This window comes from Paenibacillus sp. DP01 (assembly GCF_044784315.1).
GTDB lineage: Bacteria > Bacillota > Bacilli > Paenibacillales > Paenibacillaceae > Paenibacillus > Paenibacillus polymyxa.
On record NZ_CP173059.1, the window covers coordinates 595,476 to 619,285 of the forward strand.

Genomic DNA, 23,810 nt, shown 5'->3' on the forward strand with positions numbered 1-23,810 from the left:
GTTAGGATTGACTTCCGATATGCTTCTGTAGGAGTCCAGGACGTTGAATCCGTGCTTCCACTCGAATGTCCAGTTCTATCTTCTTAAACTCCTGATCCCAGTTGCTTTTCACAGTCTCCCACTCCCCTGGGAACTTCCGGTGAATTCGATCAGCAAAACCAGTTGCGTCTACACCAAGTTCCTGAAGTTTAGCCCAACCCTCATTTATCGTACTGGTCACTTCTTTAGCAATCTCTTCTTCCAGATCATGCATGGTCTGCGTCTTGGACATATCCTTAGTGCATGTAGTTTCATTTAAAGTCCCGTTAATTTTCACTCTAACCTGCATAGTGTAATGAGAACTCGTTTTTCTGGGTGTAAGCTTTATATTAGCAGAGTTTACTAGTATGGAAGAGTACATTTCCCTACCTGGTTGTTCGCTGCATGGGAACGAAATTTCGGTGTTGTTAACCTTTTGAGACAGGTAAGATACACCCAGACTCTCTTCCTTGCCGAGAAACCCTTTGAGCTTTCCGTTTTGGAATATCGCCAATTTAGTTAATGCCAGCTTGAGCGGGGCCGAGGTTTTTTTGAAGACATCCAGACTCTCTGCTTCCTTCTCATCCTGATAGTCCCTTTCTCCGATCATCTCGGCGACAGGTACTCCAATAGATTTGGAATCCGAGTCCATGCTTAATACGAAATCATAAACCCTAACCTTTGGAAACACCGATAAAATATCGCTCTCCTTATCGACCAATTCAGCCATGGCGGCGCCTTGAAGTTTATCAGGCGGCAACAATTTCTTTAATAGATCGGATGCTAGTCCATCCGTTACAATCATATTTACCATCTCCCTCGCTTCTGTATTACGAAGATAAAAATCGATTAAACGGTCCATTCCTTTCTCAGCCGCTCTTTTACCGATAAATACAACACGATTATGTGCTAAGTAAATTTGTCTTGATGTTTTCAAATTGCTGTAAGATAAGGCCTGGTTATAGGTTTTCGACTTTACTGAGAATACATGGGATGCCGGTTGAGAAGACCCTCCCGTTCCTCCTCCGATACCACTTGCAAGGGCGGAGGGAACAATAATCTGATAGGACATCATCCACTTTCCGTCGTCCATCATATCTACTCCTGTAGCCGCAGTTACCCACAGCTCATTCAGTTCGACTCGGTTCCAGCAACCTGCCAAAATGAATAATATGATCAAGGCCAAAATAAACCTGCCTAATTGGGACATATCGGTTCCTCCTTACGCCATGGGATCTCTTCCGTGTTCCCCCGCTTGTTCTGCATATGATTCCTGTTCCGTTGCCTGTCTTACTGGATTGACATCCCCAATCATTTCCGGCCGGTTCTTCATTTTCCACCAAGGTACACGCACTAACATGTCTTTCATATTGCTCTTATAGAAAGGTGCGATCGGTACCATATAAGGAACACCGAACGAATTTAAAGCTACTAATCGAATGAGGATGGGGACCATTCCCGCCAAAACGCCGTATAACCCAAATAAACCTGCCACCAGCATGAGTCCAAATCTGAGCAAACGAACAGACCCCGCCATATTGATGGCAGGTAGCACAAAGTTGCAGATAGCTGTGAATGATACCACAATGACCATAGCTGCGGAAACCAATCCCGCCTGTACAGCAGCTTGTCCAAGAACCAATGCCCCAACGATAGAGATTGCAGGCCCTACGGCGCGCGGCATTCGTACACCTGCTTCGCGGATAACCTCGAAGGTCAGCTCCATTAACATCGCCTCAAGCAGGGCTGGCAATGGTGTGTTTTCTCTCTGTGCAGCCAGAGTGATAAGCAGTGTTGTAGGCAGCATTTCCTGGTGAAACGTAGTTGTTGCAATGTAGAACGAAGGTAATAGCAATGCCAAGAAAAAGGATGATGTCCGAACGATCCGAAGAAAAGATGCCAGATCATAACGCTGGTAGTAGTCCTCACTGGATGCTATAAATCGAAAAAAGGTTACGGGAGCAATCAGCACAAATGGAGTCCCATCAACTAATATCGCTACCAGCCCTTCAAGCAGGCTACCTGCTACAGTATCTGGACGCTCAGTGTTATACATGGTTGGAAAAGGTGTCCATACCCCATCTTGAATAAATTCCTCGATATATCCACTTTCGAGTATACTATCAGTGTTGATGGAGTCTAACCGTCTGGAGATTTCCTTAACCACCTCTGGATCTGCAATGCCTCGAACATATGCTACCGATACCTTCGTCTGTGTGTATGATCCGATAATTCGAGAATCAAAGTGGAGTTCAGTTGATTTGATCCTTCTCCGGAGAAGCGCAATATTTGTGGAAATATCCTCCGTAAACCCCTCTTTAGGGCCGCGAACTACTGTCTGTGATGTTGGCTCCTCAACTGCTCTTTTAGCCCCTCCACTGATAGAAGCAGCAAAGGCCTTGGTGCTGCCTTCGACGAGGAGAGCCACCTGTCCATAAAGAACGGCATGGATAAGCGATTGCTCATTGTCAAGACAAGTTATACCCCCAATAGGAATACGATCCATCAACCAACTTTCGACATTATGATCAGAGACATCTCCATCACGAATACCTGCAGTGAGTTCCTCTAGCAGTGTCGTTAAAATTTGCTGATCAATCAGGCCTTGAAGAAAACCTATAGCGAGAACCGGATTGCCCTGCTTATCATTCAAACAACGAAGAATGAAATCCCCGCTATGCCCTATTTCCTGGTTCAGTATGGTCACATTTTCCTTAAGCGTGCCACTCAGCTCTTTGGATATTTTAGTCGATTTTTCGTCATTAACTGGTTCAGAGTTCATGCCATTTTTAGATCGTGAAGGCTGTTTAAACAGCCATTTTTTTAACTTGTCAACCATGCCATATAGTTCCCTTCTAGATATCGGTCAACTGTAATATGCTGCTATTCCACAGTTTATATGTACTGTTCTTGTCAAAAGATGGTCGCATACCAATCCATTGCAACTATGTTTATATTGTGGAGAGGTCCATTAGCTTAACGTCGCCGTTCAGTCTACAAGCTTTCAGCAGACAGCCGTAAGATGCCATCTATTAAGGAGCTGGAAGCGTACAGAGGACATAATAGTTAGGTTTATGGGGGCGGATAACTATACTACGGGATATCGTCATCTGGAGGGCTGGGATTACAATCAAAAGAACATCATGCTCGCAGGAGACGAGAAGGGGACTTTGGAGAGCATTAGGGCGAACGTAATTCAATAATTACAGACTTTGGGGGTATGTGGGTACTAACGGGAACTGTACCGGAACGCACTCGTAATGCGCAGGCCGGGGGTTCAATTCCCTTCACCAGCATAGCTATCAACTCAAGCACAGCGCGGCTTCCAAGCTTTTTGGAGGTCGTGCTTTTTTTGTTTACAGAAGTGCTCCTATGACAAACGTAGTATTTCTACATAATTCGCAAAAAAGATATTGACAACCGGTTAATTTATGGACAAAAATAGTAAATGATTATAAAATACTGGAATTTCTAAGCGAAGGGTGGCTATGACATGAAGCATACACCTACGATTCGAGCGGAATTAGATAGATATTTACAACAAGAGGGCATGAGTCTAACGCAGTTTGGGCATATAGCAGGCATGAATAGGGGAATCGTAAGCGCCATTGTGACAGGGAATAAGTCCATGTCTGTTAACCAGCTTGATTTAATCACTGAGGCTATGGGCTTACCAGAAGGTCACTTTTATGATCTATTTATAGAAAACTACATCATCGATCATCCACCCAATATGAGGCGAATCGAGCCGCTTTTGTTTCGATGTGCGGAGTTGGACAAGCTGGAGGCGATCCGCCGAGTAGTGGGAGCTATCATGGATAATCTACTGTATTCACCCAAGCTATTTGAAATTGCAGAAGAATTGTTGTCGCAGGGAAGAAATGCGGCTGCATTACTGCTCTATGAGGGGGTAGCTGAAGCGGAGAAATATCAACATTCTGAACGTTTGGCAGTCTGCCAATATCGTATATTCACGATTCAAGTTGGAGACGACCAAAGCCGTAATATCAGGGCAGCAGCAGTGTTTGAAGCTTTTGTTGAGCGCCTTGATGAAATAGACCAGCTTGACGCATTGAAGGATTTAGCTAACGTGTACAGGTCTTTGCGTAAATGGGACAAGGTAGAGGATATTGCTAGAACAATGAGGACTAAAGCTGAAATTCAATATACTTTGGAACACCAACAGCAGAGTCGAATACGTGATGAGTCTTCCGAGAAACTAAGTCGTCCACTGTTTGTGTACATCGCTTATGCTGATTTGTTGTGTTCAGGTTCTTGCGAAGCTAAGGGCGATTACCACCAAGCCCTACAGTATACATACTCCTACGCTAATTTAGATTGGGTAAAGGAGACTGACGAGGATACCCGACACTGGATCAGCTTATTCAAAAGTTGGGCAGAAGGTAATACTTACATATATAAGCTTTTATCTGGGGATGTAAGTGTGCTAAACGATTACGTTCAATACATTATTGCATCAAGTGATAAAGTCGATAAGGAAATGATTGTAAAGCTTTTGAACGTAATGTTTGCAGCTAACCAATATATGTTAGATGTTAATGATATAATTAAACGGTTTGAAACGATTATTGCTTCTTTTGTGCAACAGCCATCAACGGATATGTATACGAAACAAGTTATACCAGAGCAGTATGCGCGTTTGAGTTATGAGCTAGCTTATTATTATTTACATCAAGGTTCATACGAAGATGGTTTTAAATATTTGATGTATTCGTTGGAAAGTTATCATACACTAAATAATGAGACTTATTATTTAAACTGTGGAGGAATGTTTGAGCATTTCCGCATCCATGCAATTCCTGAAACAAAGGAAAAATACTCAAAATTCATTGAAAAGGTGTGGTTAGACAATGTTAAAAAAAGTGGTACTGCTAATCATTGCAGCTAGTTTTTTGTTAATTGTTACTGTGCCTGTTCAGTCGAATAGCCATCAGGTTACTCCATACTATGATCCAATTGGTGGGGCCTGAACGCTGTATCAGAATTTGAGGAGTGGATGAACTATGTTAAAAAAATGGCACTGTTGATCATCGCGGCTAGCTTTTTGTTAATTGTTACTGTACCTGTTCACTCGCATGATATACAGCCTCAAGTACAACATGGAGGGGCTTAAACGTAAGCAAAGCAAATCCCCGCTAAACCTTTATTGTTTGGCGGGGAATTTTTTCCTTGCAGGAGTTACCACACTATTCACCGAATGAATTATCGGGGTGATCAGCATAATCTATATATAGTATTTACAAAATAACCCAAACTAATTATGCTTATAACAACACATACGGAAGCACCGTTGTGCAATCCAAACCCATAGGGGCACTTTACTGACTCAAGTTGGTGGGGTGTCTTTTATTTATGAATTCTTAAATTTATTTTCCAGAAAATTCTTGACAAATTTATCTGTGGTAAATTATAGTAAATCTATATCTGAGAAAAGGGGACTTATTATGAAGAAAATGTTTATTTCATTATTTTTAGGAGTGCTTATAACAACTGGTTTATCTGTATCAAGCTTCTCTTCTTTTACATCAGTTGCTGATGCAAAACCGCTTAGGTATACAGTTACTCTTCATCCGAATGAGACTTATCAATTAGGATATGGTCCAGGTTATTGGTACTACATGGGGAGTGGAAAATCAAATGATTTTACAGTATCCTCAAGAGGGCTTATTGAAATATTCCCAGACCCAGAAAATATTTCGTATGTTGGAGTTGGAGCATATGCTGGTGAGATATCGGTTGTTGATAGATTTGGTGATGAAGTGGAAACAGTAACGATTAGAATTAAATACTAATATTGTATCTAATAACTCTTATTTTCGTTTATAAACAATTTCACACGTAAGAAAACAACGCTCTTCAATCTGAAAACATCGGTGACACCCTACTGCCTAAGTTGGTGGGGTGTTTTTATGTTTTGAATATTGTAGAATTTACTTCTAAGGAGTTGAATTTGTATGCAATATTTATTAGGCTTCCTTTCTTTTATTGCTTTTCTAGTAATTTTGTTTTGGCTTTTAATGTTACCTTTAAGACGCGAAGAAGCAAGAAATTTAAAGAAACCCAAAATTGAACGAGTTGCAAAAGTTGTTGATAAAAGAATGAATTGGCTAGAAAATAGTTCTGTTCGTTATTATTATTTTACATGTGAATTTCAAGACGGAAGTCGAGAGGAAATAAGAGTATCCGAGTCTGAATATGGTGTTATTATTGTTGGGGATTTTGCAAAAATCATACAGCAAGGTACCAGCATAAAGGCAGAGAGAGTCACGGTATAATCATTAATCCAAAACCACTAAAAAGGATCTACCCAATTGTTCGGTACGAGCGCCTTTTTTGTAGTTGAAGGAATTACCACAGAATCCATCGAATAGCTAATTGAGGTGATCAGCATGAACCATACATATAAAGTGTTAAAGTCCGATGTAGAACTATTTGCAGTTGCATTAAGCCAAGTGAAAGTATATATTGTTCATCCGTTGGGTGAGGATTTGATAGATATCGTGGACTACGGCAGACCGGTCGAAAAATACACACCGGAGTCGATCAAGATTAACGGATCTTATTTCTTCCGTAAGCAGTTTGAATTTAGAGTAGATGTCAAGAAGGGCTCAACTGGTATTTGAACAGTATGAGCCCTTCTTTCATACCCAATAAAAAATAAATATGCAAATATTTAGATTATATTTATAGATCAGCAAGTTTATGTTTAGACATGTTTTGAGGAATATATTACCTTAGTATCTGTTAACAGAGATTAATTAGGGGGATTTTTTGATGAAGATACTTTTAAGAAGAATTGGATTATTAATGAGTGCATTTTTATGCTCCGTTATTATCTTTTCCACTGCCAACACATACGCAGCTTCTATTGGAAGCCGGCTAGAGACTCCTGAAGACGGATGGGAAAGATACAATGATACTGCTAAACAAATCAAATATATTGGCACAGGCTGGGGCTATTCAGAAAATGTAAGCGGAAGATACAAGGGTGATGGACATCATCAACTTGGGCCTGACATTAGTGGTAAAGTGATGTTTAAATTTCTAGGAACGAAACTACGATTAATGAGCTTTGTGCATAATGAAGGCAGCTTTAGATTTGCCAAAGATGTTAAAGTTACGATAGATGGAATTGATAAGCATTTTAACATGAACTTGGATAAACAACAGGAGCAAACATTGGTTTTTGAAACTTCAGGACTAGAGAACAAAGTTCATACAGTTGAAATATCTACAGTGGTCCGTACTGAAACAAGAGGAATTAACCTTGATTCAATTGATATTGATAAAGATGGAGAACTAATAGATATTGATGTTCCCACTAATCTCAAAGCAACGCCTGGAGACAGCCAGGTTACTTTAAAATGGGATAAAATTGAGAATGCAGAAAGCTACACAGTAAAATACGGAACAGAATCAGGTAAATACAACGAAACTGCAACTGCCACAAAAGACGCATATGGAAACTTCGTCATTCCAGGTTTGACCAATGGAACAAAATATTATTTTGTTGTTAGTGCTAAGTTGAATGGTGTTGATTCTGAGTACTCCAATGAGGCATCTGCCACTCCACAAGGAGGAGGGAGTCAACCTGACCCAGAGCCAACTACTGGAGATCGCGCAATCCTGGATAGTCACCATGACAACTGGCTTAGAGAAGGAATTTGATTTGAGTATGAAAGAGGTCAACGACTTTATTGCATGGTACGAAGGCAAACAGGCTGGTTCTGGATCAGCTTCATACGCAATCAATAAGCACGATAACAACAAAGGCCCATTCAGCAGCCGAAAGGATTACATGCTGTATGATCGTATCCTCACGTTTGAAGTAAGTGAATACTCTAAATAAATATAAAAGCTCTGCTAACCTTAATGGGTCGGCAGAACTTTTTAGTTAAAAAATTGTTTACAGACGGATATTCAAGGTGCTAAGCATCCACTTTTTTAAATGTTCGATAAAAATAAAGTTTTGATAACTACAATAAAAGAAATAGCGAAAGTCTAAGACGGGGAAATATGCTCTAGACCTGTCGCTGTTGCATTGAATAACGTTTCCCGTTAGTTCAATTATTTCAGTGCTGCTTCTCTTGCCATCAATATCTTCTTATTGTTGAAAAATTTATTTTCTAGCGAGTGTTTGATCCGTCGTTGTCTAATCTTTTCGAAAAGTACTTAGGAGCCTCTTTATAGCCTTGACGCTCATAAAATCGGTGAGCATCTATTCTTCTGGAATGACAATGAACTTGGATGCTCTCACATCCCCTTTTTCTAGCAGAAGCGGTGGCAAATTCCTCCAACTTTTTTCCAATTCCTTTACTTCTAATTGTGGAATCAACAACAAGATAACTAATCAATGCGGTATCTCTTCTTATCCCTAATTGTGGGGTAAAATGTATCGAGATGCAGGCAACGATACACCCTTCATCTTCTTAGACCATTAATTCTTCGTCAGGATGAGTAAGAAGCCGTTCCATATTATCTTTAATAAAAAATTCGGTATCTGGGTAACCTAATTGTGTTAATAGTTTGGATATACCTTTCCAATCTTCCATTTTAGCAGCTCTAATCATAATCTTTACCTCCAATCGATTGTGAAAATTCATTAAGTATTGTCGAAGGGTATCAACGACTTAGTATATACTGAACTCTGACTTTATAGAGGCCGATTCCATAAAATCGTATTTTGGTATATAAATTTAGACGACTATCCGCAAGTTCTTTTATCTCTTCATCCTAATTATGACATTATTTTAGCGAGATCACTATAACCACGGTCTGATTGTTTTAAAGTGGATGTGGTTGATTATTGTCAGGCTATAACTCTTATAGACTACCCGTTAACTTAACGTCGCCTTTCAGTCAACATGCTTCAATAGGCCACCGTAAGATACCAGCTATTAAGAAGCTAGGGATAAAGATGGGAAGCGCACAGAGGACATAAAAGTTAGGTTGCTTGTCTTAGAGCAAGATACCTAACTTTATGGGGGCAGGATAATTCTAAACTACGGGATATCGTTATCTGGAGGGTGGAAGCTTCACAGTCTCACGCTTCAAGCAGACGAGAATGGTACGTTTTGCAATGTGGCCATTTTCGAAAGGGCAAATAGCAAAGGAGCATCCTGCAGGGTGCTTTTTCTCTTGCTAATGCTCAGTTTTTTTGACTCATTACGTGTAACGGCGCCGGAAGAATTCAAAACTGGGCTAAAACACAAATATTAACTATGCATTAACGCCTAAGGGAAAATTGAATAGCATACACCGTAACGAAAAAATTCCTGAGGGAGTGGGTAAAATGAAGAATGCAAATCAGAATAGACAAAGTGGGAAACGTGGGTTAGGAGGACCGACGTATCTACTAAATCCAAATCAAGTGGCCTCGTTTATAAATCAAACGGTTGACTTTACACTTAATAGTGGGCAAAGAGTTTGTAGAGTCTTTATACATTCTGTATCACCCGAGACTAACCCTCAAAACTCAACTTATGGAGACTTCACCTATCTAGTTTTCCAAAATGGGAAGTTCTATATGATATCAAATAATGCAGCTAACATCTCACAAATAGGATTGGCCGGTTCAATTTGTATGTAAAATAAAGTGAGCACTCTAAACGGAGTGCTTTTTCTTTTGCATTTATTCGACAGGATGTAAGCCATTTTGAGTGCTCTTTCCGTTACATGGGAATGCCGGAAGGAGTGCAGAAGAGAACAGAGAGAGGGCATGCACACGCTCTGACAGCCTATTAGCCACCCACCCGAATAGTGGAAACCAACCCCAATAACCTTTTGAACATTTACACTACCTCTTTCATAGTATACGGCAGTTGATAAAGAGAGGAGGCTACTGATGGAAATACCAATAACAGGTTTTGTTGTTCATTCCGGTGATTCCGGTTCTAACCATTCGCATAAGCTTTTTATTAGTTCGTGGGATGGTAGACCAGTTAATGTTCACGTACATCCTTTTAAAGGGAATACATCACTTGATGTGGGACACTACCATCATTACGCTGGGGTAACAGAACCAGCTCCAAGTGGTGTTCCGCATGTTCATAATTATTATGCAGAAACATCATTTAACGATCAACATACGCATTTAATTAGAGGAACTACAGGACCAGCTATTCCCTTGACTGGTGGCGGGCATTACCATCATTTTGAAGGGTATACAACAGTAAACGGTAGAATTCCTCATGCCCATAGGTACAGTGGAAATACTGGAGATGAGAAAGAATATCGATAGTAATCAATTAGAAAAACTCAACCCGCTACAAATAGTGGACTGATGGAGTTGGTGCTGACGCTCAGATAGCAATTTGGATGGGAGTTTCAATTTAGAAAGCACTAGAATTTTAACTGCAAGGACTTATTGATGAAATGAGTGTATATTTAGCTCCTGTAGTAGAGGCAGGTACGAACCAGCAAACAATTGTTGAAGTAATGCCCAAATATGGTGAAGCTGCGGCCGCTATACTGTAACGTCCCCCTGATTATCAGCGTATCCTCCGGCTGAATAGCGGCCCGCCACGCGTGGCATTTTTGCGGACTTCCGCTATTGCCGTGCCCCAGATGAACTTTAATTAAACCAAGCTATCAAACAAAGGAAGAAAGCTCCAACCTTTTCTGGTTCGGGGCTTTCTTTGTTTTGCCAAAGGTCACATCATATTATTAAATAAATTAAAATAATTGCATTTACATTCGTGGGGGTGGTGATTGTGTAACATGGCGAGAGAACGGAGTCCTGAGCGGGACAAGGCAAAACAGATGTGGCTAGAGAGTGACGGAGCGAAGTTAGCATTGGAGGAGCTTAAACATAAGCAGAGTAACTCCTCGCTAACCTTAACTGGTGGCGGGATATTTTCTTTCTATTTACCTGCATGCCCAGTCACAGTGTGTATTCACACATATATTAAGGTGACGACAAATAAAGGAGGGCTAAAGTTATGAGTGGATGCGCAGGTCCAGCTGTTTGCGGTGCGTGGACTTCTACAACAGCAATCTTGGTGCTCTATATCCTTTTGGTTATCATCCTTAAATCATGTTGGGTGTAACTTTTTGAAAAGATTGTATACATCCCGCATTCATCAAGTTTCTTCCGAGATTTGCCCGAAATTAAATTAGATAGAGAGCTCTGCTAACCTTATGGTTGGCAGAGCTTTTTAATTAAAGAAATTGCTTACGTTACGGAGAATTTTAGTTCGCCTGGGTTCGTAGGCGCCGTTTGTTGGTCCCTGTGTTTATGGAAAAGAACGGGGAACAGGGTAATAATTGAGAGAGGACAAGTTAGGGAATTATCTACGAGACAGACCCTATAATCCGAGGTCTAGGATACCCGTTACGGATTACTGCCGGTTAGTTTAACGGTGTACTTTACTTCCAAATTACAGGGCGATGGGCTATTTATTATTTAAGGCAGAACCAATATTGAATTCTATGTCACGCAGGTGACTGATATCTCTCATCGGTGGGCGTCCGAATAAGCGGGCGTATTCTCGGTTGAACTGGGAAGGACTTTCGTAACCGACGCGAAATCCTGCCGTAGCAGCATCGTAGCCTTCCTTGAGCATCAGCCGACGTGCGCTCTGCAATCGAATGATCTTTTGATACTGTAGTGGGCTCATACCCGTTACTCTTTTAAAATGCTTGTGAAAGGTTGTTGGGTTCATGTTCACTTTTTTTGCTAACTCTTCAATGACTAACTGTTCAGAATAGTCACGATTGATTACATGTATTGCATTTGAAATACCTTGTGCATAGCTTCCGATCACAACGAACTGCCTGAGGAGCGCTCCTTGCTCTCCCTCCAGCACACGATAAAATATCTCCCGGATGTAGAGTGGAGCTAGTATCTCGATATCCGTGGGTGAATCTAAAAGATTGACGAGGCGTAGAATCGCATCTAACAGAAAGGAAGTGGACGGATTAACCAAAATGCCCCTTCCTGTGTCTCCCTTTTTCTGTGAACTAGATTTCTTGCTTATATCTATAATGACATCAGGGCTAAGTGTTAATTGTAAACTTAGGTACGGCAACTGCGGAGAAGCATGAGTAATTTTCCCAATCACTGGTAGATGTACGGATGCGACCATATAACTGGACGAATCGCATATGAAGCTTTCCCCAACAAATGTGACGGTTTTAGAGCCTTGGGCAATTACGTAAAGAGAGGGCATGTTGAGGGTATGCGTCGGTTCCGTTTCCGCGGATGTGCGCCTGAAACAAAGCTCTGAAATCGCAGTTTGGTGTAAACCGTCCGTAGACGTATGCCGTGCAATTTGCTTAGCTAACTCCGTAATGAGTTGGTTCAAACTTATTCACCAATCCTTTTTCATTTAAGCTGATATGAATATTGTAACTCAAACTAGACAGGATTAGGCAAGGAACGCGTATGAATCGTCTACCTGCTTTATTTTGATATTTCTTATAATTCAAGGCGAAAGACAATTTCCAGATGAAAGAAGGATTCGACTATGAGATTAATCCAGAATACAACCTTGTCCGGAATCAAAGATAAAGTTGTTGTTATTACGGGTGCAAGCAGTGGGATTGGTGAAGCGACTACGCTTTTACTGGCTGAGCATGGGGCAAAAGTCGTACTTGGGGCACGACGACCTGATCGTCTTGAAGCTCTTGCGGCCCGTATCGCGGAGGCTGGGGGTGAAGTCGTGTATGCTAGCACAGACGTCAGACGGCGGGAGGACGTAAACAAGCTCATCCATTTGGCATGTGAGCGATTCGGCACGATTGACGTTCTCGTGAACAATGCCGGCGTGATGCCGATTTCCCCCCTTGATGACTTGCGTGTAGAGGATTGGGAGAACATGATCGACGTCAACATTAAAGGTGTTTTGTACGGCATCGCCGCAGCACTGCCTGTCTTTCGCAAGCTGGGTTCCGGACATTTCGTCAATATTGCTTCTACAGCGGGACATAAAACTGTACCAAACCAGTCCGTTTATTCCGCCACGAAATTCGCCGTCCGCGCCATCTCCGAGGGTTTGCGACAGGAAGCTGGTGATAAGGTGCGGGTAACGATCATTTCACCCGGTTTGGTTCGGACGAATTTCGCTGAAGGTGTGACGAATCTGGAGGTGAGGACCCGGCTCGAAGAGTCTCGTGACCAGTTCGCAATGCCACCGGAGGCGATTGCCCGTGCCATTGCGTACGCGATCGAGCAGCCGGTTGACGTTGATGTGAACGAGATCGTAATTCGCCCCACATCTCAAGTGTAAGGTATAAGGGGGATGATAAGTAAGCCAAACGAGCAAATGTACTCGTTGAGGCTTGCTTTTTTTTGCCCCTATAGGAGCTGAGCAACCCACATTAAGAACCGGCTGAATGGCTTTTATTTATTTTTAAAAAGGCATTGAAATCTTTGTAACCCTTAGTTATAATACAAGACATAACAAATTAAAGCGCTTACATGAGAGGGGGTGAAGCAAATGAAGATTGCGGGAATGAATATTACGTATAGGCATTTTCCTTTCGAGCACTTCCTAGATCACGTGACTGAACTCGGGATCGAGCACATCGAGTTGTGGGCGGGCGAGCCTCATTTATACGTCTATCGGAATGTTCTTGGCAACTTGAGGCACATAAGGCAGCAACTGAAATCCCGAGACATGAAGGTCGTCTGTTATACGCCGGAACAGTGTGTCTATCCCTTCAATATTGCTGCTTCCGATTCCCAACTGCGGCAGAAGAGTATCGTATACTTCATAGATAATCTGTACGCGGCTCTGGAGCTGGAGACCAATATGATGCTTGTGACTTCAGGAATAGGGGACTTCGCTGTATCACAATTGGAATCATGGAAATATGCAAGCGACTCCATCTATCAGATATCCAGGGTGGCGGAGAAGGAAGGGGTGACTTTAGCGTTGGAACCTCTGACCCGATTCGAATCGAATCTAATTATCGATGCTAAGGGAATCAAGAGGATGCTGGAGGAGATCCGTTCTCCGTCATTAAAAGGGATGATCGACACCGTAGCGATGCAGCTCGCTAACGAGACACCCGAAGATTATTTCTCCCTACTTGCGGAGATGGTTCATTTCCACCTGATTGACGGTGACGGCTTGTCTGATGCGCATCTTGCTCTGGATGATGGGGTGCTGAATTGGCGGGAATATCTAACCAGTCTTCAGAGCCATCATTACGAGGGAGCTTGTACACTAGAGATTATGGGGTTCAATTATTATCAGAATCCACAGGAAGTACTTAGGGAATCAGTCAGGAAAATAAGGGGAATGGAAGTCTTATCACCTTGATTTGGAGGAACTCGTTATGAGTAATGACTCTCTTACACGAAAACTGGGCTTTTGGTCGGCCCTAGCCATCGCTGTTGGAACTACGGTAGGTTCCGGAATCTTCGTCTCTTCCGGTGATGTCGCAAAAGCTGCGGGTATGCCTTCGATCTCAATTCTAGCCTGGATTATTGGTGGAGTTATTGCGATTCCTCAGGTCATGGTGCTGGCTGAGTTGGCGACTGCCTACCCGCAAAATGGAAGCGGTTACGTATACTTGAATAAAGCAGGATGGAGGCCTTTGGCTTTTCTATACGGATGGGCAACCTTCTGGGCCCTCGATCCTCCGTCCATTTCAATTATGGCTCTGGCCATTGTTGCATACCTGGCGAGCTTCTTCCCTTTCTTCGTTGGAATTGCCGGTAAACTGCTAGGAGTAGCGATCATTCTGATCATCACGTCCATCCATTACCGTAGTGTTAAGGCAGGCGGTAGTTTTCAGGTCATTATTACGGCTATCAAAATCATCCCTTTCCTGATTGTCATTGTGCTGGGCCTCATGTATATGAACTTTGACAACTTTGCTTACACGCCCGTCGCAGGAGCGACAAGTTCAAGCTTAATTGGTGGCGTATCTGCCACGACGTGGGCTTACACGGGAATGGCCGCCATTTGTTTTATGGCTGGAGAATTCAAAAATCCAGGGAAAGTTCTCCCTCGGGCCTTAATTAGTTCGGTACTGATTGTATTGGGTTTATATACGCTGCTTGCGGTATGTGTCACCGGCCTAATGCCGTTCGATAAACTGATGGGTTCCAGCTCCGCTGTGTCCGACGCCGTCAAGTACATCCCCGGATTATCCGGCATGGCCTCATCTTTTGTAGCTGTTACCGCGATTATTGTTATCCTGGGTTCCTTGAGTTCTTGCATTATGTTTCAGCCTCGCCTGGAGTATGCCATGGCGAAGGATGGGCTGTTCTTTCAGCGTTTTGCGAAAGTTCATCCCAAATTCGAAACACCAAGCTTTTCGATTATTGCTCAGGTTACGTTGGCCTGTATTCTTGTGTTCTTCAGCAATTTAACCGAACTGCTGGGTTATTTCACGCTGATTCAGCTGGTCATTAACATTCTGGACTTTGCCGCGGTCTATAAATGCCGTAAGAGAGAGGATTATAACCCGATTTACCGCATGCCAATGTGGAGAGTAACTACTATCCTGGCTATCCTTGGGGCAGGATGGCTGGCTTGGGGAACCTTTACGTGGGCTCCAGTGCAGGGCATGATTGCCGCGGCGATAGTCATCGCAACGGGGTTGCCTGTGTATTACTACTGGGAGAAGAAGTATGGATCTAAAAGCAGTCATGACAGTAGTAATATAGTGACTTAGTCCGGATGAACTGAAGGGGGCCGATGCTGACTCGCTGATTTCCTTCAGATTTTACAAAAATAGTTGTTATAATTGTACTGTCTGGTTATGATACTATATATAATAAATAAAAATGGATGATATTGGAGAGGAACCGATCCAGTATAGGGAGGGAACGTAAATGTTGAATTTTGACGAACAGTTATTCCTTAAGCTTGTGGAACAAGAGGGCCTGGCCTTTAGAGGACAAATTGAAGAGATTGTAGACGGGATTGCCAAGAAAGGGTACAGCAATATTTTTCTGATTGGTGCGGGTGGCACAATTGCGATGATGTATCCTTATGAGTATATTCTGAAATCAAGCTCGACCATCGATGTGCATGCGGCGATTGCTGCTGAGTTTATGGTGATGAACAACAGACATTTCAGTAAGGATTCCGTATGTATTTTTACGTCTGTGTCGGGAACCACGCAGGAGACTGTTGCGGCAGCCGAGTTCTGTAAGGAACGGGGAGCGACTACGATTGCACTTGTGGCAGAAAGGGATACTCCATTAACCAAAATTGTAGATCACTGTATCACAACCGGCTCGGAGAAACATTCCTTCGATACATTCTTCATGCTCCTGTACATGGTTGTGTTCCGGTTCATGTATAACAACAATGAGTTCCCTCAATATGAACAGTTCACGAAGGAAGTTGCCTTATTGCCGCGTGCGATTCTGGACGCAGTCAAAACCTTTGACCCTAAAGCGGAAGCTTTTGCAAAAGAACATAAAGATACTGACTATCATATGATGGTTGGCTCCGGCAACCTGTGGGGGAACACGTACTCCTACGCGATGTGTATCCTGGAAGAAATGCAGTGGATTCATGCGAAGTCGATTCATGCGGCGGAATTCTTCCATGGCACGCTTGAGCTTGTGGTTGAAGATACCAGTGTTATTCTGCTGAAAGGCGAAGATGAGACAAGACCTCTAATGGATCGGGTGGAAAGATTCGCTGAGAAGATTACGAAGAAGCTGACCATTATTGATACCAAAGACTTTGCCATGGAAGGCATTAGCGAGGAGTTCAGAAAGCATTTTGCCGTAAGTATCAACTGGTCTGTACTAAGCCGTATCAGCGCCTACCTGGAGCGTGAGAGAAATCATCCGTTAACACTTAGAAGATACTATCGCCAAATGGAATATTAAGATACGCAGCCTTAGTTCATTCTATATTGATGCATTTGATTTGAGCACTACTTCGTAGTGCTCATTCTTTAATAGCAGGGAAGGCGGGAGCAAGATGAGAATCATTACAGTCGGGGATAATTGCATGGATGTCTATCAAGCAAGCGGCAAAGCCTATCCTGGAGGCAATCCGGTGAATGTTGCCGTCTATTTAACTGAAATGGGTGCAAAGACGGCCTATCTGGGCTGGGTGGGCACCGACATTTATGGGGAGATCATGATCCAGGCTATTCAGGACAAGGGTGTGGATACTTCCCGAATTTTAAAAAAGGACGGAAAAACAGCGGTAACCCACGTGGAGATGGTGGAGAATGACCGGAGGTTCGGCGAATACGACGAGGGAGTTATGGCACAGTTTTTCCTTACAGCAGAAGAGATCGATTTTGCTGTCAATTATCAGCTTGTCCACTCAGGGATATGGGGCCATGCCGATCCGTACTTTCCTCTCTTTAAGGAAAAGGGCCTGATCACTTCCTTTGATTTCTCGGATCAGTTGCAGGATGATCGGGTACAAACGTTAACGCCCTATGTAGACTATCCATTCTTTTCGTACACTCAGGATGATGATTATATCCGCCAACTTTTGGTAGAGGTCAAGCAAAGAGGAGCGCAGATTGCTGTAGCTACCTTGGGGGAGAACGGTTCGCTTGCTTACGATGGGGAACAATTCTTTCCGCACGGCGTGGGTAAGGTGAACGTCGTGGATACGATGGGAGCTGGGGATTCCTTCATTGCCGGGTTCCTTTACGGCCGATTGAAAGGGCTTTCAGCGGAGGACTGCCTGGAGCTTGGGACAATTACAGCTGGGAAGACGATAGGTTATTTCGGTGCATGGTGACTGGAGATGATCATCAATGTATAATACTTATTATAATCATTGATGGATAAGGATGAATTTACCATGAATTTGAATCCTTCAACCCCGCAGCCGCTGTACATGCAGATCAGGCAAATGTTGAAGAACGATATCCAGGACGGACGATACAAACCGGATGAACAGATTCCAACCGAAGCAGAACTCTGTGATACTTATAGTGTAAGCCGAATCACTATACGGAAAGCAATTGAGGAGCTCGTGCGGGAAGGAACCCTGACGCGAATTCCTCGTAGAGGCACCTTTGTAGCCTCCAACAAATTTCATAATGAACTGTTATCCGTAAGCGGTTTCTCAGAGTTCAGCCACCAGCTGGGCATGATTCCAAACTCACGGATATTAAGAAGCGAAGTAATCCCGGCATCTGAAGAGGTGGCTGGACATCTTCTTATTGAAGAAGGCAGCCCTGTGTTGGAGCTTGAACGCTTGATGTATGTAGATGACCGCCCGCTTTTTTATGATATAGCCCATTATTCACTGACCCGGTTTCCGGATTTGGAAAAAAAGATCGCAATGAAAGAATCGACTTACAAGATTCTGGCGGAGGATTATAACACCGAGATCGTGAGCAATGACAAGATCATTGATGTGATCGGTGCGACTAAAGATTATGCGAAATTTCTGGAATGTGATATCGGGGCGAACTTATTCCGGATATTGAAGATTGCTTTTGATGCAAACGATGAGCCTGTTCATCTCTCCACATTTATGTGTGAGACGAATCGGGTCAACCTGACGGTCCACCGGGCAAAATAGGTTATGCCCATCAGGCTTATTTTCCAAAAAGGATTTAGCTTCGAAACGATTATACGGGTACTCCAGGACGTAGCTTTATTCATCAGAATTGCTTCTTTTACTTGGACCATGGAGTCATAGGCTCTGCTGGCTTACCACCGGCAGGCCTTTTTTGTGTGTTGAAATACGAAATCAAGTTTTTGTAAGATGATTGCAGGGGTGGTATAGAATTAGATATTTCAACCATAATAAGACAGCCTGTTTAATCCAAACGTAAGAGGAGCAGAAGAATGTGAAAAATAAATGGTTACTGGCATTGTCGTTAACCTTGGCGCTCGTTTTTAGCATGAATCCACTAGTTGTCGTGCAAGCGAAGGCGGGGGAGGATAAGGGGAACATTTGCCTAATCCCCAAAATGGTGCAACTGAAAGTCGATATGCAGAAGGTATGGATCGATCATACGATATGGACGAGAAGCTATATTGTCAGCGCCATATCTAATCGTCCAGACCAAAAGGATGTATTGGACCGACTTTTACGGAACCAACAGGATATAGGTAATGTGATCAAGCCTTATTATGGGGAAGCTGCCGGTAATGAGCTGGCTGATCTTCTGAGAGAGCATATTCTGATCGCAGGGAAAATCGTAGCGGCTGCCAAAGCGGGCAATCAGGCGGACGTGAAAAAGCTAGAGGCGGATTGGCATACAAACGCCGATGATATCGCCAAATTTTTAAGTGAAGCGAATCCGAACTGGCAGTTCAAAACGCTACAAGATATGCTGTATACGCACCTTCAGTTGATTACGGAAATAGTCCTTAACTGTATCAAAGGAGACTGGAAAGCAGATATTGCCGCAACCGATAAAAATGAGATCCATATGATTCATTTAGCGGACTTCCTGACAGAAGGTATTGTCAAACAGTTTCCTGAAAAATTTTAAGCGAGTGGTGCAGTCGCCGCAAAGCAGATTAGCTTTTTATAATCACCCCAAAGGTGGCTATGGAAAGCTTTTTTCATGTTATGAGATAGACATTACCTGACAGCTAGCGTTTCTTTGGAAAAGCATAATAATTAATGACTTTTAATTAGAGTATGAACAAGGTGTACACTAAAAATATGGATCTTAATCCAAATCAAGTTGGAAGGCAAGTGTAGGTTTATTGAAAATAGGCGGTTTACAAATCTTTTGCCTAAAAGGTATATTGTCCGTAAAGCAATTTAAGCGTGACTTAGATATGAGTAGATGAAAAAAGGACTTCAATGGCATATTAGCTGATATGAAGTCCTTCATAAAGTTTATTTGGTTGAATACTCACTTACTTCGAATGTGAGAATTTTGTTGAAGATTACGTAGTCTTTGCGATTGCTGAACGGGCCTTTGTTATTATTATGTTTATCGATGGCAAAGAATGAAGCACCTCTGCCCGCATCTTTAGCGTCATACCAAGCGATGAAGGCATTCAATTCTTTTTTACTCAGATCGAATTCTTTATCAAATCCATTGTCCATCGTTACAGTTAGAATGGCGCGGTCACCAGTTGGTTGTGAGGAACCATCTGTATCCGATGGATCAGGTGTTGTGGACGACCCAGGTGTTGTAGATGAACCAGGCGCCGTAGATGGATCAGGTGTTGTAGATGGATCGGGTTTTGTAGATGGATCCGGTGTTGTGGACGGATTAGGTGTTGTTGATGTACTTGATTCTTGGTAAGGCAAAAATCCTTCGGGAATTGGATATTTAAAATCACTTGCCCCAAAATTAGCAGTATAAGTAGCAGGTTGATCTTGAGGGTTTCTTATATAAGGATATACAGTCTTACCTAGTGAAGAAGGAGTATATTTCGAGACCCCTTGTGAGATACCATTTTTATAAAAGGTTAGTGTGTCATTTTCTAGATTTAAAGCAACAGATATAACATCATTTACTGTATACACATTCCCGTAACTATAACTTCCAGCTTTAATAGAGTCATTTGTAGGCCCATAATTTACTCCGTTATACCCTTCATACCTAATTGGTGGTTTGCCTGGACCGAATAATCCAACTTCACCATATCCACCATCAAGCTTTATCTCCCAATACCATTTCCCTGAGCTTTTACCTACATTAGCAATATCGGTTTGGTTCCATTCAGTTATGGTTTTTGTTAGAGATCCATCGGACCAAGTCACATTTGTAGTCTCAGCTTTTGTAACAGTGGGGAACAATGAGAACACCGAAGCTCCAATAAGAAGAGCTAACACTATTGTTCCTAGTTTTTTATAAAGATTTTTCATGACTTCCTCCTAAAATTATGTAATAACAAGTGAATTATAGAACTTGAGTGGGATAATTGTCCAAACATTAAATGATATATATTCAAATATGAGTTATATTATGGAATTTAATTTTTCGTGAGGATCATGGGGGAATAGTAGAGGAGATTAAGCCAGAATCGGCCAAGATAGCAGGTAAAATTTTTATGAGAGACCAGCTTGAGTTTCGGGTAGACTTGGTAGCGGAAGAAAACCCTGAATGATTTAATAACTCCGGCTCAATTTCGGAATTGGATTCGTATGAGACGTTGAACTTCGATATTCATAATGACCTGTCATATCCCATATGACTAAGTAAGTGCTTTTTTGCTCATTTAGAGGAGGGATATCATTGGATGCATTTGTTTCACGCTCATTAGATGAAATACGTTTTTGGTCCAGGATTATGAAGGAGCATTCCTTTTTTCTGGGGTTAGGCTTTAGAGCGGAAGATACTCAACTTAAAACAGAAGCCAATCGGTTTTACGCTATCTTTGAGGATATTGAGAAAAGATCGTATGAATTTAATATCAATACAGATCCTTATACAATCAAAGGGTTTAATACGGAAGTACAGAATGCGGCGACAAATATTTGGGCATTTAAGAGAATGGTATTGGGGCTTATATTACAATGCAAACTTCCTGGACAAACCAATTTCCCCCTGCTGGTAGATCATGTAAGCCGGGAAGCGAATTATTTCAGAAATCGTTTAGGGGAACTCAATTCAGGAACGCTTGAACCATTACCTGATGCTATTATTGATGAAAATATTTTTTTCTTAAAGATCATGGCCGATCACGCAAAATTCATAGGCCATTTGCTGGATCCATCCGAACGCAAACTGGTTGAACAAGCTAGGGAGTTTAGTAATGACTTTGATACACTGATGTTTCAGGCGATTGATTTAAGTTATATGCGTCCACAGTCGCAGACCGTTCCACTTCTGAGTCAATTTGTGGATGAAAACCGTATCTCTGTTAAGTCCTTGCGAGATTTTAAGAAAACAGCGCGTGATTTGATTGACGAGTGCCGAATAAAAAGCATTATCCATCCTCTATTAGCTGATCATGTATTTCGTGAAGCTGAGCGCTTCCTCTTTATTCTCGAAATGTTTGATCAGTCCTTATCCGGCGTTAAGGTGAATAAGAAAGAAATCATGCACTGAGATTCCCAGCAAAACGAATATAGTTTCTGTAAAATGTGCATTGGAAATAAAGTTTTAGATTGAGCAAAAATTCAAACAGCGGCAGAACAAGACTTAAAAAGTAAAGTCTTAGACTGTCGCTGTTGTCATTCAACTAACGCATTCTAATAGGTTGTCATAACTTTTCTTTTCCATTAACTTTCGAGACCAATATTCACTAAACTTAGATATCCTCTGATGGATTGATAATCGCCAGAACCTGATGGTCCTCCCACTTTCCATTAATTTTTACGTTGCTTCGAGAAATGCCTTCTTTGTGAAAGCCAGCCTTCTCAAGCACACGGATGGACCCTGGATTCCGAGGAGAGGCTTCTCCGACGATCCGATGAAATTTTAGTTCATCGAAAGCGTAGCGAACCACCTGCTTCACCGCCTCCGTCATATAACCCTTGCCGTTATAGGCTTGGTCTAGGCTGTATCCGATCATACAGCTCTGAAGTGGTCCCCTTACTACAAAAGATAGACCTATGCTGCCTATAATCTGATTGTCTTCCTTGTGGCACACTACGAAGGAATATTTCCGATCCTCTACCATGTCAGCCTTACTCTTAATAATCGTTTGGAGCTGGTGCTCCTCCGTATAGTGCTCTTCTTGGTGGTTTGGCGAAAACGTATCAAAGAACTCCCGATTGCGTCTGTACATTGCTGTCAATTCTGCAACGTCCACCTCTTCTGGGAACCGGACGTATACTTGTTGCTCCACATCTGTATCCTCCTTCCATACGATAATACTGAGAGAATTATATCATAGGGTGAAGATGTAGAATTGATTGGATGAGTGGTGTATGCCAGGTAGCATTTCTCAAGATTTCAACTAAAAATATATAGCGAAATGATCATATTGGATATAGTATTTTCTAAAAAAGGGAGGTTAGGAATTATGAATAATGCTTACGAAGTGCTCGAAGAGCGAATATTCGAATGGGAAACTTCTAATGATGAAATATAGCGATTTATATCGTAGGGTCCCGGGCAAGAGAATAAGCCCTTTGATGAGTTTTCTGACTCGATAAGACGGGAAATGGCAACCACATCATCCCTCAAACCACAATAATCCCAGATACTCCTCCGATATCTGAAGAGGCTTATCTACAGGTTGTTAATATAAGAGTATAAATATGCGTATCCGGATGAATTGTTTTCCCATATTCAAACCTGGTTAGGGGGCAACATGATAAGCATAGATAAGAAGTCGGACACCCTCATTGTCGTGCTGCATGAGATTTATGGAATTAACCAGCATATACAAAATTATTGCAGCTTATTATCAGATGAGGGTTATGACGTGATTTGTCCAAATTTAATAGGCAAAGAAACGCCTTTTGACTATTCGCAAGAGGAAGCTGCCTATGCCCATTTCATAAAAAATATAGGATTCGAACGTGCTTCTTATCATATTGAAAGTTTATTGTTAAGTATTCAAGCTCGCTATAAAAAGGTATTTATCGTCGGGTTTAGCATCGGGGCAACGATTGCCTGGCTGTGTAGCAAAGAAAAATATGTTGATGGAATCGTAGGATACTATGGCTCTCGTATTCGAAATTATTTGGAAATAACTCCACATTGTCCAACACTACTTTTTTTCCCACAGGAAGAAATATCATTTAATGTGGATGAGCTCATTTCAGCTTTAGACAACCATAATATCCGGGTACATAAATTCAGCGGACAGCACGGATTCAGTGATCCGTACTCTCCCCGATATCACGTACATTCAGCTCAGCAATCATTTATCGAAATGGTAGAGTTCTTTAGGAAGGCTGATCAATAAAAGCAGTCGTTTGCTTCCAGCCCACACCTTTTTCACTGTTCTG

Annotated in this window: 22 protein-coding genes, 1 tRNA gene and 2 pseudogenes; 18 read left to right on the forward strand and 7 right to left on the reverse strand. The window is 42.1% G+C overall.

Features of this window, described 5'->3' with window-relative positions; genetic code table 11:
* Nucleotide 1: 1 nt before the first annotated feature.
* Nucleotides 2-1,228: a Ger(x)C family spore germination protein gene (locus ACH59B_RS02670; RefSeq protein WP_404303269.1), complete on the reverse strand. Its 1,227-nt coding sequence runs from the start codon at nt 1,226-1,228 to the stop codon at nt 2-4.
* Between the two features lie 12 nt (nt 1,229-1,240).
* Nucleotides 1,241-2,857 carry a spore germination protein gene (locus ACH59B_RS02675; protein WP_404303271.1) on the reverse strand — a complete coding sequence of 539 codons (1,617 nt, stop codon included), beginning with the start codon at nt 2,855-2,857 and terminating at the stop codon, nt 1,241-1,243.
* Between the two features lie 393 nt (nt 2,858-3,250).
* Here ACH59B_RS02675 and ACH59B_RS02680 point away from each other — a divergent pair.
* The 6 genes and pseudogenes from ACH59B_RS02680 (at nt 3,251) to ACH59B_RS02705 (ending at nt 7,888) form a co-directional block, all read left to right on the forward strand.
* Nucleotides 3,251-3,311: transfer RNA gene (locus ACH59B_RS02680), tRNA-Thr, on the forward strand.
* Between the two features lie 200 nt (nt 3,312-3,511).
* The gene (locus tag ACH59B_RS02685) at nt 3,512-4,927 is read left to right on the forward strand and encodes a transcriptional regulator (RefSeq protein WP_404303273.1); all 1,416 of its coding nucleotides are present in this window, start codon (nt 3,512-3,514) and stop codon (nt 4,925-4,927) included.
* Nucleotides 4,928-5,483: 556 nt separating this feature from the next.
* On the forward strand, nt 5,484-5,831 hold the full coding sequence (locus tag ACH59B_RS02690; RefSeq protein WP_117290078.1) for a hypothetical protein: 348 nt from the start codon (nt 5,484-5,486) through the stop codon (nt 5,829-5,831).
* Nucleotides 5,832-5,993: 162 nt separating this feature from the next.
* A complete protein-coding gene (locus tag ACH59B_RS02695) occupies nt 5,994-6,314 on the forward strand; it encodes a DUF2500 family protein (RefSeq protein ID WP_117290080.1) in 321 nt (106 codons plus the stop codon).
* Nucleotides 6,315-6,428: 114 nt separating this feature from the next.
* Complete coding sequence (locus tag ACH59B_RS02700) at nt 6,429-6,662, forward strand: hypothetical protein (protein WP_117290082.1); 234 nt, start codon at nt 6,429-6,431, stop codon at nt 6,660-6,662.
* 151 nt (nt 6,663-6,813) lie between these two features.
* Nucleotides 6,814-7,888 (forward strand): annotated as a pseudogene (locus ACH59B_RS02705) (fibronectin type III domain-containing protein).
* A gap of 277 nt (nt 7,889-8,165) precedes the next feature.
* Here the strand turns inward: ACH59B_RS02705 and ACH59B_RS02710 are convergent.
* Nucleotides 8,166-8,456 (reverse strand): annotated as a pseudogene (locus tag ACH59B_RS02710) (GNAT family N-acetyltransferase); the annotation flags it as partial.
* A gap of 12 nt (nt 8,457-8,468) precedes the next feature.
* A complete protein-coding gene (locus ACH59B_RS02715; protein WP_220450164.1) occupies nt 8,469-8,609 on the reverse strand; it encodes a hypothetical protein in 141 nt (46 codons plus the stop codon).
* A gap of 1,274 nt (nt 8,610-9,883) precedes the next feature.
* On the opposite strand from ACH59B_RS02715, the gene ACH59B_RS02720 reads away from it, so the two are divergent.
* The 3 genes from ACH59B_RS02720 to ACH59B_RS02730 all read left to right on the forward strand — a co-directional run bounded on the left by ACH59B_RS02720 (nt 9,884) and on the right by ACH59B_RS02730 (nt 11,087).
* Entirely contained in the window at nt 9,884-10,279 is a 396-nt protein-coding gene (locus tag ACH59B_RS02720) for a YmaF family protein (RefSeq protein ID WP_017428058.1), read from the forward strand.
* A gap of 479 nt (nt 10,280-10,758) precedes the next feature.
* Nucleotides 10,759-10,983 (forward strand): phage terminase small subunit-related protein, encoded by a 225-nt coding sequence (locus tag ACH59B_RS02725; protein ID WP_017428057.1) that lies wholly within the window; start codon nt 10,759-10,761, stop codon nt 10,981-10,983.
* On the forward strand, nt 10,980-11,087 hold the full coding sequence (locus ACH59B_RS02730) for a hypothetical protein (protein WP_017428056.1): 108 nt from the start codon (nt 10,980-10,982) through the stop codon (nt 11,085-11,087). Before ACH59B_RS02725 ends, ACH59B_RS02730 begins: the two co-directional genes overlap by 4 nt.
* A gap of 345 nt (nt 11,088-11,432) precedes the next feature.
* On the opposite strand, the gene ACH59B_RS02735 is transcribed toward ACH59B_RS02730, so the two are convergent.
* A complete protein-coding gene (locus ACH59B_RS02735; protein WP_107734773.1) occupies nt 11,433-12,344 on the reverse strand; it encodes an AraC family transcriptional regulator in 912 nt (303 codons plus the stop codon).
* Between the two features lie 162 nt (nt 12,345-12,506).
* On the opposite strand from ACH59B_RS02735, the gene ACH59B_RS02740 reads away from it, so the two are divergent.
* From ACH59B_RS02740 to ACH59B_RS02770, 7 genes are all read left to right on the forward strand, one after another.
* Nucleotides 12,507-13,268, forward strand: coding sequence for an SDR family oxidoreductase (locus ACH59B_RS02740; RefSeq protein WP_107734774.1), 762 nt, complete (start codon nt 12,507-12,509; stop codon nt 13,266-13,268).
* Nucleotides 13,269-13,478: 210 nt separating this feature from the next.
* Nucleotides 13,479-14,306 carry a TIM barrel protein gene (locus ACH59B_RS02745; protein WP_017428054.1) on the forward strand — a complete coding sequence of 276 codons (828 nt, stop codon included), beginning with the start codon at nt 13,479-13,481 and terminating at the stop codon, nt 14,304-14,306.
* Between the two features lie 16 nt (nt 14,307-14,322).
* Nucleotides 14,323-15,669 carry an amino acid permease gene (locus ACH59B_RS02750; protein ID WP_017428053.1) on the forward strand — a complete coding sequence of 449 codons (1,347 nt, stop codon included), beginning with the start codon at nt 14,323-14,325 and terminating at the stop codon, nt 15,667-15,669.
* 160 nt (nt 15,670-15,829) lie between these two features.
* Nucleotides 15,830-16,843 (forward strand): SIS domain-containing protein, encoded by a 1,014-nt coding sequence (locus ACH59B_RS02755; protein ID WP_016819460.1) that lies wholly within the window; start codon nt 15,830-15,832, stop codon nt 16,841-16,843.
* A 94-nt stretch (nt 16,844-16,937) separates the two neighbouring features.
* Nucleotides 16,938-17,720, forward strand: a complete 783-nt coding sequence (gene frlD / locus ACH59B_RS02760; protein ID WP_017428052.1) for a fructoselysine 6-kinase — start codon at nt 16,938-16,940, stop codon at nt 17,718-17,720.
* 63 nt (nt 17,721-17,783) lie between these two features.
* Nucleotides 17,784-18,512 (forward strand): GntR family transcriptional regulator, encoded by a 729-nt coding sequence (locus tag ACH59B_RS02765; protein ID WP_016819462.1) that lies wholly within the window; start codon nt 17,784-17,786, stop codon nt 18,510-18,512.
* Nucleotides 18,513-18,783: 271 nt separating this feature from the next.
* Nucleotides 18,784-19,434 carry a hypothetical protein gene (locus tag ACH59B_RS02770; protein WP_017428051.1) on the forward strand — a complete coding sequence of 217 codons (651 nt, stop codon included), beginning with the start codon at nt 18,784-18,786 and terminating at the stop codon, nt 19,432-19,434.
* Nucleotides 19,435-19,790: 356 nt separating this feature from the next.
* On the opposite strand, the gene ACH59B_RS02775 is transcribed toward ACH59B_RS02770, so the two are convergent.
* Entirely contained in the window at nt 19,791-20,771 is a 981-nt protein-coding gene (locus tag ACH59B_RS02775) for an SPRY domain-containing protein (RefSeq protein WP_107734776.1), read from the reverse strand.
* Between the two features lie 370 nt (nt 20,772-21,141).
* On the opposite strand from ACH59B_RS02775, the gene ACH59B_RS02780 reads away from it, so the two are divergent.
* The gene (locus ACH59B_RS02780) at nt 21,142-21,957 is read left to right on the forward strand and encodes a DUF2935 domain-containing protein (protein ID WP_107734777.1); all 816 of its coding nucleotides are present in this window, start codon (nt 21,142-21,144) and stop codon (nt 21,955-21,957) included.
* A 202-nt stretch (nt 21,958-22,159) separates the two neighbouring features.
* Here the strand turns inward: ACH59B_RS02780 and ACH59B_RS02785 are convergent, their stop codons facing one another.
* Nucleotides 22,160-22,699: a GNAT family N-acetyltransferase gene (locus ACH59B_RS02785; protein ID WP_107734778.1), complete on the reverse strand. Its 540-nt coding sequence runs from the start codon at nt 22,697-22,699 to the stop codon at nt 22,160-22,162.
* A gap of 468 nt (nt 22,700-23,167) precedes the next feature.
* Between ACH59B_RS02785 and ACH59B_RS02790 the strand changes: the two genes are divergently transcribed.
* Complete coding sequence (locus ACH59B_RS02790; RefSeq protein ID WP_107734780.1) at nt 23,168-23,767, forward strand: dienelactone hydrolase family protein; 600 nt, start codon at nt 23,168-23,170, stop codon at nt 23,765-23,767.
* Nucleotides 23,768-23,810: the final 43 nt, after the last annotated feature.

Bases quoted from the DNA above. Each gene is read 5' to 3' on its own strand.
- ACH59B_RS02685 (WP_404303273.1), top strand. From the start codon at position 3,512: ATGAAGCATACACCTACGATTCGAGCGGAATTAGATAGATATTTACAA.
- ACH59B_RS02700 (WP_117290082.1), top strand. From the start codon at position 6,429: ATGAACCATACATATAAAGTGTTAAAGTCCGATGTAGAACTATTTGCA.
- ACH59B_RS02745 (WP_017428054.1), top strand. From the start codon at position 13,479: ATGAAGATTGCGGGAATGAATATTACGTATAGGCATTTTCCTTTCGAG.
- ACH59B_RS02690 (WP_117290078.1), top strand. From the start codon at position 5,484: ATGAAGAAAATGTTTATTTCATTATTTTTAGGAGTGCTTATAACAACT.
- ACH59B_RS02695 (WP_117290080.1), top strand. From the start codon at position 5,994: ATGCAATATTTATTAGGCTTCCTTTCTTTTATTGCTTTTCTAGTAATT.
- ACH59B_RS02765 (WP_016819462.1), top strand. From the start codon at position 17,784: ATGAATTTGAATCCTTCAACCCCGCAGCCGCTGTACATGCAGATCAGG.
- ACH59B_RS02755 (WP_016819460.1), top strand. From the start codon at position 15,830: ATGTTGAATTTTGACGAACAGTTATTCCTTAAGCTTGTGGAACAAGAG.
- frlD (WP_017428052.1), top strand. From the start codon at position 16,938: ATGAGAATCATTACAGTCGGGGATAATTGCATGGATGTCTATCAAGCA.
- ACH59B_RS02675 (WP_404303271.1), bottom strand. From the start codon at position 2,857: ATGGTTGACAAGTTAAAAAAATGGCTGTTTAAACAGCCTTCACGATCT.
- ACH59B_RS02775 (WP_107734776.1), bottom strand. From the start codon at position 20,771: ATGAAAAATCTTTATAAAAAACTAGGAACAATAGTGTTAGCTCTTCTT.
- ACH59B_RS02670 (WP_404303269.1), bottom strand. From the start codon at position 1,228: ATGTCCCAATTAGGCAGGTTTATTTTGGCCTTGATCATATTATTCATT.
- ACH59B_RS02730 (WP_017428056.1), top strand. From the start codon at position 10,980: ATGAGTGGATGCGCAGGTCCAGCTGTTTGCGGTGCGTGGACTTCTACA.
- ACH59B_RS02750 (WP_017428053.1), top strand. From the start codon at position 14,323: ATGAGTAATGACTCTCTTACACGAAAACTGGGCTTTTGGTCGGCCCTA.
- ACH59B_RS02725 (WP_017428057.1), top strand. From the start codon at position 10,759: ATGGCGAGAGAACGGAGTCCTGAGCGGGACAAGGCAAAACAGATGTGG.
- ACH59B_RS02790 (WP_107734780.1), top strand. From the start codon at position 23,168: ATGATAAGCATAGATAAGAAGTCGGACACCCTCATTGTCGTGCTGCAT.
- ACH59B_RS02740 (WP_107734774.1), top strand. From the start codon at position 12,507: ATGAGATTAATCCAGAATACAACCTTGTCCGGAATCAAAGATAAAGTT.
- ACH59B_RS02715 (WP_220450164.1), bottom strand. From the start codon at position 8,609: ATGATTAGAGCTGCTAAAATGGAAGATTGGAAAGGTATATCCAAACTA.
- ACH59B_RS02720 (WP_017428058.1), top strand. From the start codon at position 9,884: ATGGAAATACCAATAACAGGTTTTGTTGTTCATTCCGGTGATTCCGGT.